General features: G+C 69.3%; 9 protein-coding genes. 4 read left to right on the top strand and 5 right to left on the bottom strand.

The genetic code is table 11. The features are described from left to right. Positions 1-11: 11 nt before the first annotated feature. The 3 genes from AC07YS_RS20940 to AC07YS_RS20930 are packed head-to-tail and all read right to left on the bottom strand — an operon-like array spanning position 12 to position 3,624. The gene (locus AC07YS_RS20940; RefSeq protein ID WP_070063424.1) at positions 12-1,052 is read right to left on the bottom strand and encodes an ABC transporter permease; all 1,041 of its coding nucleotides are present in this window, start codon (positions 1,050-1,052) and stop codon (positions 12-14) included. Continuing rightward, on the bottom strand, positions 1,049-2,581 hold the full coding sequence (locus AC07YS_RS20935) for a sugar ABC transporter ATP-binding protein (RefSeq protein WP_495268991.1): 1,533 nt from the start codon (positions 2,579-2,581) through the stop codon (positions 1,049-1,051). Before AC07YS_RS20935 ends, AC07YS_RS20940 begins: the two co-directional genes overlap by 4 nt. Then, a complete protein-coding gene (locus AC07YS_RS20930; RefSeq protein ID WP_056584185.1) occupies positions 2,578-3,624 on the bottom strand; it encodes a substrate-binding domain-containing protein in 1,047 nt (348 codons plus the stop codon). Before AC07YS_RS20930 ends, AC07YS_RS20935 begins: the two co-directional genes overlap by 4 nt. A 180-nt stretch (positions 3,625-3,804) precedes the next feature. On the opposite strand from AC07YS_RS20930, the gene AC07YS_RS20925 reads away from it, so the two are divergent. Genes AC07YS_RS20925 through AC07YS_RS20915 form a run of 3 tightly spaced genes read left to right on the top strand, consistent with a single transcriptional unit; the run spans position 3,805 to position 7,827 of the window. Continuing rightward, the gene (locus AC07YS_RS20925) at positions 3,805-5,292 is read left to right on the top strand and encodes a xylulokinase (protein ID WP_495268992.1); all 1,488 of its coding nucleotides are present in this window, start codon (positions 3,805-3,807) and stop codon (positions 5,290-5,292) included. Then, a complete protein-coding gene (locus AC07YS_RS20920; protein WP_390347173.1) occupies positions 5,289-7,058 on the top strand; it encodes a glycerol-3-phosphate dehydrogenase/oxidase in 1,770 nt (589 codons plus the stop codon). The genes AC07YS_RS20925 and AC07YS_RS20920 overlap by 4 nt, the downstream gene beginning before the upstream one ends. A 1-nt stretch (position 7,059) precedes the next feature. Next, positions 7,060-7,827 carry a GntR family transcriptional regulator gene (locus AC07YS_RS20915; protein ID WP_172438465.1) on the top strand — a complete coding sequence of 256 codons (768 nt, stop codon included), beginning with the start codon at positions 7,060-7,062 and terminating at the stop codon, positions 7,825-7,827. Positions 7,828-7,829: 2 nt separating this feature from the next. Here AC07YS_RS20915 and AC07YS_RS20910 read toward each other — a convergent pair whose 3' ends face one another. Then, complete coding sequence (locus AC07YS_RS20910) at positions 7,830-8,729, bottom strand: DMT family transporter (protein WP_493195466.1); 900 nt, start codon at positions 8,727-8,729, stop codon at positions 7,830-7,832. Positions 8,730-8,775: 46 nt separating this feature from the next. Next, complete coding sequence (uvrA, locus tag AC07YS_RS20905; RefSeq protein ID WP_495268993.1) at positions 8,776-11,859, bottom strand: excinuclease ABC subunit UvrA; 3,084 nt, start codon at positions 11,857-11,859, stop codon at positions 8,776-8,778. Between the two features lie 194 nt (positions 11,860-12,053). On the opposite strand from uvrA, the gene ssb reads away from it, so the two are divergent. Further along, positions 12,054-12,480, top strand: a 427-nt coding sequence (gene ssb / locus AC07YS_RS20900) for a single-stranded DNA-binding protein (RefSeq protein WP_495275728.1), incomplete at its 3' end; no start/stop codon positions are given.

Genomic DNA, 12,480 nt, shown 5'->3' with positions numbered 1-12,480 from the left:
CGTTGCGCTGCTCATCGCTTGGTCTTTCTCGTGTTCAGGATGTGGTCGATGGTCACGGCCGCGAGCAGGATCAAGCCCTTGATCACGTCCTGCCAGTAAGGCGACACGTCGAGCAGGATCAGCGAGCTGGTCACCACCGACAGCAGGGCCAGGCCGAGCACGGCGCCGAGCACGGTGCCCGAGCCGCCCTTGAGGCTGGCGCCGCCGATCACGGCCGCGGCAATCACGTTGAGTTCCATGCCCATGCCGAAGGTCGGCGTGGCGGCGCCGAAGCGCGCCGTGTAGATCACGCCGGCCAGGCCCGCCGAGGCGGAGCACAGCACCGTGACCCAGAACTTCACGCGGCCCACGCGGATGCCGGCGTACAGCGCGGCCTTCTCGTTGCTGCCGGTGTAGAACACGCGGCGCAGCAGGGTGGAGCGGCGCAGCACGAAGTCGCTCACGATCACGATGGCCAGGAAGATCAGGATCACGGCCGGCACGCCGAACAGCGTGCCCTGGCCGATGAACTTGAACTCGGCCGGCAGCGAGAACAGCGACTGCGGCGTGCCCTGCGTGAGCGCCAGGCACAGGCCGCGCACGATGACCATGAAGGCCAGCGAGGCGATGAAGTGGTTCAGCCCGATGCGCGTGACGCAGCCGCCGATCATGGCGCCGATGAGGCCGCTCGCGCCAATGGCCACCAGGCTCGCAAGCCACGGGTCCATGCCCATGAGAAAGAGCTTGCCGGTCACCACCATCGCGAAGCACACCACCGAGCCCACCGACAGGTCGATGCCGCCGACGATGAGCAGGATGGTCATGCCCACCACCACGATGCCTTCGATGGAGAAGGACAGCAGCATCGCGCGCACGTTGTCCCAGGTGAGGAAGTAGGGCGATGCGAAGCTCATCGCGACGCACAGCGCCACGATGATCAGCACCAGCCCGGCCTCGCGCATGCTCGTGAGCTTGTTGGCCTGCTTCACGGGGTCTCCTGTTCGGCGGGGTTGCAGGGAGCCGGCCGTGGCCGTGGCCGCGGCGCCTGCGTCGATTCTGGTCGGAAAGTTCATGCCATTGCCTCTTCGGGTTCGCAAAGTCCGGAGGCCAGCCGCAGCAGGGCTTCCTCCGTCATCTCGTCATGGGCCAGTTCGCCCGCCAATCGCCCTTCGCGGATCACCAGTGCGCGGTCGCACAGGCCGATGATCTCGGGCAGTTCGGAAGAGATCACCACCACGCCCACGCCCTGGTCGGCCAGGTCGCGCAGGATGTGATGAATCTCGGATTTCGCGCCCACGTCCACGCCGCGCGTGGGCTCGTCCATCAGCAGCACCGCGGGCTGCGTGGCCAGCAGCTTGGCGATCGCCACCTTCTGCTGGTTGCCGCCCGACAGGCTGGACACCTCGATCGCCACGCCGTCCGACTTCAGGTTGAGCTTGGCGCCCAGCTGCACCGCGAGCCGGTGCTCGGTGGCGCGCTGCAGCAGGCCCAGGGCCGAGCTCACGCGGCGCAGCGCCATCGACGAGATGTTCTGCGCAATTGGCAGGTCGAGGAAAACGCCGGCCGCCTTGCGGTCTTCGCTGAGGTAGGCGATGCCTTCGCGCAGCGCGTCGCTGTACTTGCGGATCGACAGCGTCTTGCCGTTCAGGCGCACGGCGCCGCGCCGCGCGGGGCGCAGGCCGCACACGGTCTCGGCCAGCTCGCTGCGCCCGGCGCCCATGAGCCCGGCAATGCCGAGGATCTCGCCACGCTGCAGCGTGAAGGAGATGCCGTGCACGCGCTCGTCGTCGGCGATGCCGTCGACTTCCAGCACGGGGCCGGTGTTCGCATCGGCAGCGCCGGCTTGCTTGGGCGGGTAGTAGTTGCCCAGGTCGCGCCCGACCATGCGGCGCACCAGTTCGTCGGGCGTCATGCCTTCGAGCGGGCCGCTGTGCACGTTGCGCCCGTCGCGCAGCACGGTGGCGCGGTCGCAGTGCGTGAAGATCTCGGCCATGCGATGGCTGATGTAGATGATGCCGATGCCCTGCGCCTTGAGGTCGTGCAGCACCCGGAAGAGCGCGGCCGATTCGTTGTCGGTGAGGGCGGCGGTGGGCTCGTCGAGGATGAGCACCTTGCAGTCCAGCGTGAGCGCCTTGGCGATCTCCACCAGCTGCTGGCTCGAAATGCTCAGGTCGCGCACCAGCGCGGCCGGGTCGATGTCCTGGCCCAGGCGCGCCAGCACCTTGGCGGCGCGCGTGTTCAAGGCGGAGAAGTTCATCCACGCCTGGTGGCCGGCGTTGATTTCCGGCATGAAGATGTTCTCGGCCACGGTGGCGTCGGCGCACAGGGCGATTTCCTGGTGGACCAGGCCGATGCCCAGGCGCATCGCGTGCGCGGGGCCGTCGATGACCACGGTGTCGCCGTGCAGCGCGATGGTGCCTTCGTCGGGCTGGTGGATGCCGTCGATGATGTTCATCAGCGTCGACTTCCCCGCGCCGTTCTCGCCGCACAGGGCGTGGATCTCGCCGGCCTGCAGCGAGAAGTCCACGCCCGAGAGCGCGCGCGAAGCGCCGAAGCGCTTCGCGATGCCGCGCAGTTCAAGCAATGCGGCAGGGGTGCTCACTCGCCGATTCCCTTGGTGCCACGGCGGGCGAGGTACTTGTCCCAGTAGAAGTCGTCGGCGTTGGCCTTGCTCACCACGGCCAGGCCGTTGTCCAGGAAGGGCACCGACATCGGGTTCGTGCCGTTGCGCTTGGCGTCGTTCATCGGGTCGATGAGGCCGGGGTTCTTGGCCAGGAACAGCATCATCATGCCCATGTAGCCCTGCATGCCCTGGTTCGGGTTGATGGCACCGAACACGTCGCCCGACTTGATCATGTCCAGGATCTTGGCGTTGACGTCGCAGCACATCACCTTGATGTTCTTCTTGGTCTCGACCTTGGCCTGCGCCGCGCCGAGCGCGGAGTTGGCCTCGGGCATGAACAGCGCGCCCAGGTTCGGGTTGGCCTGCGCCAGGCTCAGCACGGCCTGGTAGGCCTTGTTCGGGTCCTGGTTGCTGGCGGCGCGGCCGACCAGCTTCATGCCCGGGTGCTTGGCCTTCATGCGGTTCACGAACGCGGCGATGCGGCGGTCGTGGTTGTCCTGGCCCGGGTTCTCGAGCACGGCGTACTCGCCCTTGCCGTTGAGCGATGCGGCGATGGCGTCGGCGGCCTGGTTGCCTTCGCGGTCGTTGTCGGAGGTGATGAACGAGGTGCGCTTGGAGTTGGGCGAGTCGGCCGCGAAGGTCACGACCGGGATGCCCATCGCGGCGGCGCGGTTGATGGGTTCGATGAATGGGTCGGGGTTCATCGGGTGCAGCAGGATGCCGGCGGGCTTGCGCGCCAGTTCCTGCTCGAACGATGCGAGCTGCTTGTTCACGTCGTACTCCGGCGTGCCGGTGTAGCGGGTGCGAACGCCCAGCGTGCGGCCGAGCTGCTTCATCATTTCGTAGACCGGGAACCAGTACTCGACGCCCGAGACCATCACGTTCATCACGTAGACGTCGCTGGCATTGCCGCGCAGGCCGGCACCTGCCGCGGGGGCTGCGGCTTGCTGTTGCGCGAACGCGCTCGCACCGGCCAGGCCGATACCGGCGGCGGCTGCGGACTTCAGGAAATTACGCCTCATTCTTTGTCTCCTCACGTTGACTGGCAGAGCTTTCGGCCCGCCGTTGCGTGGCGGACCTGTGGACCGTGGTGTCACGACAGCTGTTATGACAGGCTAGAATGTAATGGCGGGCCGTTTCTCCCGATAACTAGGGGAAACGCTACTGGTGACAGCCTTTTTTTCCGCCGAAGCTGTTATGACATGAAGACCAAAATACTGATCGGCATCGACATGGGCTCGAGCAGCCTGAAGGCGCTGGCCCTGGACGCGGGGGGCGGGCGCAGCCTGGCCGTGTCGCGCCTGCCCCTGCGGCATGCGCGGCTGCCCGGCGGCGGGTGCGAGGTGGGCGCGGCGGCGATCCGCGCGGGGCTGACCCACGTGCTCGGCGACGTGGCGCGCCAGCTCGGCCCGCGCGCGGCGGACGTGTGCGCCATCGGCTGCACCGGCCACGGCGCGGGCCTGTACGCCCTCGATGCACAGCACGAACTCGTGGGCGGCCGCGCCGTCGCCTCCACCGACCAGCGCGCCGATGCGCGCGCACTCGCCCTCTCGGCACGCCACGGCGACCGACTGTTCGCGGACGTGGGCTGCCGCCCCTGGCCCGGCCAGCCCACGGTGATCGCGGCCGAGCTGCTGGGCGCCGACGCCGTGCAGCGCGGCGACCTGCACCGCCTGCTGTTCGCCAAGGACTACCTCGGCTTCCTGCTGACCGGCGAGATCGCCACCGACGCGAGCGATGCCAGCACCGCCGGCCTGCTCTCGCTGGCCACCGGCGACTGGTCGAACCTCGCCTTCGAGGTCGCGGGCATCGACGGCCTCGGGCCGCGCGCCTTCGGCCCGCTGGTGCCCAGCGGCCAGACGATGGGCCGGCTGCGCGCGGCCGAGGCGGCGCTGTGCGGCCTGCCGGCGGGCATTCCGGTGGCGATGGGCGCCATCGACCTGCTCGCCTCGATGACCGCCATCGGCGCCGAAGACCGCGGCCGTGCCGTGTCGGTGCTGGGCACCTGGTGCGTCAACGCCGTCATCGGCCCGGTGATCGACCCCCAGCCCGAGGTTGCCGCGCTCGTCAACTTCGGCCGCACGCGCGAACGCCTGTACATGGAGAACAGCCCCTCGTCGATGGCCAACATCGCGTGGCTGGCCGGCGCGCTCGGGCTGCCTGATGCGCGCGCCGTGGTCGACCTGGCCATGGGCGTGCCGCTCGGTGCGAACGGGCTGCGCTTTCTGCCTTTCATCAACGGCGGGGGTGGCATCACGGCCGGCTTCGTCGGGCTCAAGAGCCACCACACGCCCGCCGACATGGCGCGCGCCGTGGTCGATGCCGTGGCCGCGCTGCATGCGCGCCACACCGCGCGCCTGGCGTCGCAGGGCCTGCCGGTGTCGGCCTCCAGCGTGCTGGGCGGCGGCGCCAGCGATGCGCGCCTGGTGCGCCTGCTCGCGGCGCTGCTGGGCCATCCGGTCGAGCGCTGCGCCGACGACGAAACCGGCGCGCGCGGCGCCGCCCTCTATGCCGCGATGTCGCAGGACCTCGACGACGCGGGACCTGCCAGCCCGCTGCGCGCGCCCTGCGAACTCATCGAACCCGACGCGCGCGACGCGCGGGCCCATGCCGATTTCAACGCCGAATTCAACGAACTGATCGATCGCATGTCTCCTGTCTTCAACCATCTTTCGGGCGGTGCGTCATGAGCGCGTGGCAACTGCCTTTTGTCCGCCCAGCCTCTCTTGAGGGTCGCCACTTTTCGACGGTGATCGTCGGCGCCGGCATCAACGGCGTGGGCGTGTTCCGCGACCTGTCGCTGCAGCGCGTCGATTGCCTCATCGTCGACAAGGGCGACTTCGGCGCCGGCGCCAGCAGCGCGCCCTCGCGCATGATCCACGGCGGCCTGCGCTACCTGGAAAACGGCAGCTTCTCGCTGGTGGCCGAGGCCACACGCGAGCGCAACCTGCTGCTGCGCAATGCGCCGCACCTGGTGCAGCCGCTGAAGACCGTGGTGCCGCTGTCGAGCTTCTTCGGCGGGCTGCTGAGCAGCGCGCTCAAGTTCTTCGGGCGCACGCCGCCGCAGCGCACGCGCGGCCTGCTGGCCGTGGCCGCGGGCCTGCGCCTGTACGACCTGCTGGGCCGCCGCCAGCGCGTGATGCCGGGCCACCGCATCAGCCGCGTGCCCACCAACGACCGCCGCCTGTTCCGCGCCGCCATCCGTTGGACCGCCACCTTCTTCGACGCCTGGATCAGCCATCCCGAATGGCTGATCCTCGAGCTCATCGGCGACGCCTGCCGCGACCAGCCGCGCTCGGCCGCCGCCAACTACTGCCGCGTGACGGGCTGCGCGGGCAACATCCTCACGCTGCGCGACGAGATCACCGGCGCGCTGGTGCGTGTCACGGCCGACACCGTGGTGAACGCCACCGGCGCCTGGCTCGACCGCAGCGCGGCCGTGCTCGGCGGCGCCGGCCCGCGCGTGATGGGCACCAAGGGCTCGCACCTCGTGCTCGACCACCCGGCGCTGCGCGACGCGCTCGAAGGCCGCATGGCCTACTTCGAGGCGGTGGACGGGCGCGTGTGCATCGTCTATCCCTTCCTCGACCGCGTGCTGGTGGGTTCCACCGACATCCCGGTGGAAGACCCCGACCAGATCGTCACCGAGCCGGCCGAGATCGACTACCTGATCGACGTGCTGCGCGAGGTGTTCCCGAACATGGCCTTCGACCGCCAGCATGTGATCTACACCTATGTCGGCGTGCGCCCGCTGGCGCGCTCCGACGCCGACAAGCCGGGCCAGATCTCGCGCGATCACTCGGTGGTGGTCGACCCGCCGAGCGCCACGCGCGACGTGCCCATCGTCGGCCTCGTGGGCGGCAAGTGGACCACCTTCCGCGCCCTGGCCGAAGAGGCCACCGACCACGTGCTGCGCCACCTGGGCCGCTCGCGCACCGCCTCGACCGAGTCGCTGCCCATCGGCGGCGGCGCCGAGCTGCCGGCCGACGCGGCCGCCACCGAGCGCTTCATCGACAAGATGACGGCCGGCTCCGGCCTGGGCCGCGCGCGCGCGCTGGGTCTGCTGCGCCGCTACGGCTCGAAGGCGCTGCCGCTGGCGCAGCGCCTCGCGGCCTCGGGCGACACGCCGCTGCGCCATGCGCCCGAGTACTCGGCGGCCGAGCTCTCGTACCTGTGCATGGAGACCGGCGTCGTGCACCTGGACGACCTCGTGATCCGCCGCACCCTGCTGGCCATCCGCGGGCTGGTCACCGACGAGGCGCTCGCCGAGATCGCCGGCGTGGCCGCCGAAGCCCTCGGCTGGGATGCGGCCCGCGCGCACCAGGAACTCAGCGCCTGCGCCGCCGCCCTGCGCGAGCGGCATGGCGTGCGCCTGCAGCCGGTGGCGGCCAATGAGCCGGCGCCTTCCGCTTTCGATGCATCATTGATGGCCAGCCCCGTCCTCGGCCCGACCTAACGTGACCCTTTCCACCGCCCCCGACACCGTGTCGACGACCTCGCTCGACCGCAACTCCGAATCGCCGCTGTGGGCGCAGTTCCGCGACGCCATCCGGCTGCAGATCCTGCAGGGCGTGCTGCCCATCGGCGCCAAGCTGCCGTCCGAGGCCGAGCTGGGCGAGCAGTTCGGCATCTCGCGCATCGTGGTGCGCGAGGCGCTGGCCGACCTGGTGCGCAACAACCTCATCTACAAGATCAAGGGCCGCGGCGCCTTCGTGTCGGCGCGCGAACGCGACGAAGACTTCGTCTCCACCGTGCTGGGCTTTTCCGACGAGATGGAACGCAAGGGCCGCTCGGTGCGCACGCAGATCCTCGTGCAGGAGCTGCGCGCCGCCACCGCGCAGGAAGCCGCCGCGCTCGGCCTCACCGAAGACGCGCAGGTGGTCGGCCTCAAGCGCCTGCGCAGTGTCGACGGCGAGCTGCGCCTCCTGGTCGAAACGGCCGTGCCGGCCGACCTGGCGCCGGGCCTGCACCGCACGCGGCTGGACGACCGCTCGCTGTACGACGTGCTGCGCCGCCAGTACGGCGTGCGGCTGGTGCGCGCCGAACGCTGGATCGACGCCGTGCTGCCCGACGCGGAAACCTGCCGCCTGCTCGACCTGCCGCAGCCCGAGCCGCTGCTGCGCATCGAGTCGATCGCCTACGGCGCCAACGGCCGGCCGCTGGAGCACTACCGCGCGCTGCACCGCTGCAAGACCAGCCGCCTGCACGTGCAGACGACGACCTGAGCTCAGGCCTTCGCGCTGCTGCTGCTGCTGCGTGAAGGCAAGAGCACCGAGGCGATGGCGACCATCATCAGCGCCACCGCCACCCAGTCCTGCCAGTGCACGACCTCGCCGAGCCACACGGCGCCGCTGAACACGCCGAGCACGGGGATGAACATCACGCTCAGGGTCGAGGCCACCGGCGGCAGGCCGCGCGCCAGGTAGAACCAGGCTGCGTGCGCGAAGCCGAAGATCAGCACCGCGTTGTAGGCGATCGATCCCCAGGTCACGGCGCCCGGCGAGCGCCATTGGTCGCGCTCGAACAGCAATGAGAGCACCGTCATCACCACGGCCGTCATGGCCGTCATCCAGAACGAGAGCGTGAGCGTGGGCAGGCCGATGCGCGTGTGGCGCAGCAGCTGCGTGCCCAGCGCCCAGGTGGCGGCGGCCACCAGCGCCAGCGCCACGTAGCCGGGGCGGCCCGCGAAGTCGGTGAGCTCGTGCCACAGCAGCAGCCCGACGCCGATGGCGCAGGCGCCCACGCCGGTCCAGGCGCGGCGCGTGAGCACGGCCGAGAACAGCAGCGCGCCGATGACGGCGGAGAACACCGGCATCGTGTAGCCCAGGATCGCGGCGCGCCCGCCCGAGAGCGCCTTCACCGCGAGGATGATGCAGGCGTGCCAGACGAACATGTTGGTCGCGCCCAGCCACACCAGCTCGGGCCACGCACTGCGCGGCACGCGGAACGGAACCTTCATCACCACCAGCGCGATCGCCAGCACGGGCACGCCCAGCCAGATCGAAATCGCGCGGAAAGCCAGCGGCGGGTAGTCGGCCACGCCGAGTTTCATCACCGGCCAGTTGAAGCCCCACGCGAGGGTGAGGAGCACGAGAAGAACGAACTGGCGCGGCGTGAAGGAAGGCATGGGCCGCGATTGTGGCGCGGCCCGCGCATTCGTGCTGGCGGGGCGGCTACAGCAGGCGCTTGAGGTAGCGCCCCGTGTGGCTCGCCTCGTTCGCCGCGATGTCTTCCGGCGTGCCTTCGCCCACCACCGTGCCGCCGCCGGCACCGCCCTCGGGGCCCATGTCGATGAGCCAATCCGCCGTCTTGATGACGTCCAGGTTGTGCTCGATGACGACGATGGTGTTGCCCGCGTCGCGCAACTGGTGCAGCACCTTGAGCAGCAGCTCGATGTCTGCGAAGTGCAGGCCGGTGGTCGGCTCGTCGAGGATGTAGAGCGTGCGGCCCGTATCGCGCTTGCTCAATTCGAGCGCGAGCTTCACGCGCTGCGCCTCGCCGCCCGACAGCGTGGTGGCCGACTGGCCGAGCTTGATGTAGCTCAGGCCCACGTCGAGCAGCGTGCGCAGCTTGCGTTCGATGGTCGGCACGGCCTTGAGGAACTCGTGCGCCACCTCGACCGTCATCTCGAGGATCTGCGCGATGTTCCGGCCCTTGTACTGGACCTCGAGCGTCTCGCGGTTGTAGCGCTGGCCGTGGCAGACCTCGCAGGGCACGTAGACGTCGGGCAGGAAGTGCATCTCGACCTTCACCACGCCGTCGCCCTGGCAGGCCTCGCAGCGGCCACCGGCCACGTTGAAGCTGAAGCGGCCCGGGCCGTAGCCGCGCTCGCGCGCGGTGTTGGTCTCGGCCATCAGCTCGCGGATCGGCGTGAACAGGCCCGTGTAGGTGGCCGGGTTGCTGCGCGGCGTGCGGCCGATGGGCGACTGGTCGACGTTGATGACCTTGTCGAAGTACTCGATGCCTTCCACCGATTCGTGCGCGGCCGGCTCTTCGTGCGCGCGGTACAGCGTGCGCGCCACGGCGGTGTAGAGCGTGTCGTTCACCAGCGTCGACTTGCCCGAGCCCGAGACGCCGGTCACGCAGGTCAAGAGGCCCACGGGGAAGGCGACGCTCACGTTCTTCAGGTTGTTGCCGGTGGCGCCGACCACGCGAATTTCCTGCAGGTCGGTCTGCGAAGCCAGGTGCGCCGCTTCGCGCGCCGCGCGGCGTTCGGCCGCGGGGCTCTGCGGAAAGCGCGAGGGTTTCTTGCCTTCGTTGAAGGCCGGCTTCTTCACGGCCGGCAGCCAGGCGGTGCGGTGCTTGGGCACCTCGATCTTCTTCACGCCCGAGAGGTACTGGCCGGTGAGCGACTCGGGGTTGGCCGACACCTGGGCATACGTGCCCTGGGCCATCACGCGCCCGCCGTGCACGCCGGCACCGGGGCCCATGTCGATCACGTGGTCGGCGGCGTGGATCATGTCCTCGTCGTGCTCGACCACGATCACGCTGTTGCCGATGTCGCGCAGGTGTTTGAGCGTGCCGATGAGGCGGTCGTTGTCGCGCTGGTGCAGGCCGATGCTGGGCTCGTCGAGCACGTACATCACGCCCGTGAGGCCCGAGCCGATCTGCGACGCGAGGCGGATGCGCTGCGCCTCGCCGCCCGAGAGCGTCTCGGCGCTGCGGTCCAGGCTCAGGTAATTGAGGCCCACGTCGTTCAGGAATTTCAGGCGCAGGCCGATCTCGCGCACCACCTTGTCGGCGATGTCGGCCTTGGCGCCGCGCAGCTTCAGCGTGCTGAACCAGGCGTAGGCGTCGCGTAGCGTGAGGTGGCTCAGTTCGAAGATGGCCATGCGCGGCGGCTCGCCGCCGTTCGCGCCCACGTGCCCGGCGTCGTCCACCAGGAACACGTTGCGCGCTTCGCGCCGCAGCCGCGAGCCGCCGCAGTCGGGGCAGGGCTGCTGGTTGCGAAAGCGCGCGAGGTCTTCGCGCACCATCACCGAGTCGGTCTCGCGGTAGCGCCGCGTCATGTTCGGGATGATCCCCTCGAAGGGATGCTTCTTCGTGAGCTTCTTGCCCGCGAAGTTGCCCGACTCCATGGTGTAGTTGAACTTGATCTCTTCACCGCCCGAGCCGTGCAGCAGCGTCTGCTGCACCGAGGCCGGCAGCGACTCGAAGGGCGCGTCGACATCGAACTTGTAGTGCTTGGCCACGCTCTCGACCATGCTGAAGTAGTAGCCGTTGCGGCGGTCCCAGCCCTTGATGGCGCCGCTGGCGATCGACAGCGACGGAAACGCCACCACGCGCACCGGGTCGAACACCTCGCGGTGGCCCAGGCCGTCGCAGCTCGGGCAGGCGCCCACGGGCGAATTGAACGAGAACAGGCGCGGTTCGAGCTCCGACAGCGAGTAGTGGCAGATCGGGCAGGCGAACTTGGCGTTGAACAGGTGCTCCTTGTCGGGCGCTCCCGCAGCGCCATCGGCGCTGCTTTCCGGCTTTGCACCCAGCTCCAGCGCAATGGCGCGGCCCTCCGCCAGGCGCAGCGCGGCCTCGAAGCTCTCGGCCAGGCGCTGCTGCATGTCGGGGCGCGCGCGCAGGCGGTCGATGACCACGTCGATGTCGTGCTTCTCGGTCTTCTTGAGCTTGGGCAGGTCGTTGTATTCGTAGGTCTGCCCGTCGACGCGGAAGCGCACGTAGCCGGCGGCCTGCATCTCGGTGAAGAGCTCGAGGAACTCGCCTTTTTTCTCGCGCGCCACGGGTGCCAGGATCATCAGCCGGGGCTCGTCGGGCAGGGCCAGCACCGCGTCGACCATCTGCGACACCGTCTGCGCCTGCAGCGGCAGGTGGTGGTCGGGGCAGAAGGGCGTGCCGGCGCGGGCGTACAAGAGGCGCAGGTAGTCGTGGATCTCGGTCACCGTGCCCACGGTCGAGCGCGGGTTGTGGCTGGTGGCCTTCTGCTCGATGCTGATGGCGGGCGACAGGCCCTCGATCACGTCGACGTCGGGCTTGTCCATGAGCTGCAGGAACTGCCGCGCATAGGCCGAGAGGCTTTCCACGTAGCGCCGCTGCCCCTCGGCATACAGCGTGTCGAACGCCAGGCTCGACTTGCCCGAGCCCGACAGGCCGGTGATCACCACCAGCTTGTTGCGCGGAATGTCGAGATCGACGTTCTTCAGGTTGTGGGTGCGCGCGCCGCGGATGCTGATGCGCTGCTGGGCGAGCAGGGCGCCAAGGTAGGCGTCACGCTCCGGGGTGTCTTCAGTGGTGGGTGAATTCAAGGGGTGCGGTCGTCCGAGGGCAACCGGACATGATAGAGGCGCCGGCCCCGCCTGTCATGACCAGGGGATGGACGGCGGCGGACGCCCCCGCCCAGGCTGGCCGGCGCCGGGCGAGGCCGGGCCGGTCGCGGCTCAGGCAGAATGGAGGGTTCCTCTCAACCTCCTCCTTCATCTACTTATCAGGGGCAGTGCATATGGCATCGGTCAATAAAGTCATCGTCGTCGGCAACCTGGGGCGCGACCCCGAAATGCGGACCTTCCCGAGCGGCGATCAGGTCGCAAACGTCACCGTGGCCACCACCGATCGCTGGAAAGACAAGCAAAGCGGTGAGATGCGCGAAGCCACCGAATGGCACCGCATCGTGTTCAACGGCCGCCTGGCCGAAATCGCCGGCCAGTACCTGCGCAAGGGCTCGCAGGTGTACGTTGAAGGTTCGCTGCGCACGCGCAAGTGGACCGACAAGGACGGCATCGAAAAGTACACCACCGAAATCCGCGCCGACCAGATGCAAATGCTGGGCAGCCGCCAGGGCCAGGGCGGCCCGTCGGGCGGTCCGGAAGACGACGGCGGCTACTCGCAAGGCGGGGGCGGCGGCGGTGGTTACTCGCAAGGTGGTGGTG

The organism is Variovorax sp. GW458-11-26-14-LB1, from assembly GCF_059423965.1.
The sequence above is the reverse complement of the archived record's forward strand: the minus strand, read 5'-3'. Positions and strand labels throughout refer to the sequence as shown.

Excerpts from the sequence above, each read along its gene's own strand:
- AC07YS_RS20940 (WP_070063424.1), bottom strand. The coding sequence starts at position 1,052 with ATGAACTTTCCGACCAGAATCGACGCAGGCGCCGCGGCCACGGCCACG.
- AC07YS_RS20930 (WP_056584185.1), bottom strand. The coding sequence starts at position 3,624 with ATGAGGCGTAATTTCCTGAAGTCCGCAGCCGCCGCCGGTATCGGCCTG.
- AC07YS_RS20925 (WP_495268992.1), top strand. The coding sequence starts at position 3,805 with ATGAAGACCAAAATACTGATCGGCATCGACATGGGCTCGAGCAGCCTG.
- AC07YS_RS20920 (WP_390347173.1), top strand. The coding sequence starts at position 5,289 with ATGAGCGCGTGGCAACTGCCTTTTGTCCGCCCAGCCTCTCTTGAGGGT.
- AC07YS_RS20910 (WP_493195466.1), bottom strand. The coding sequence starts at position 8,729 with ATGCCTTCCTTCACGCCGCGCCAGTTCGTTCTTCTCGTGCTCCTCACC.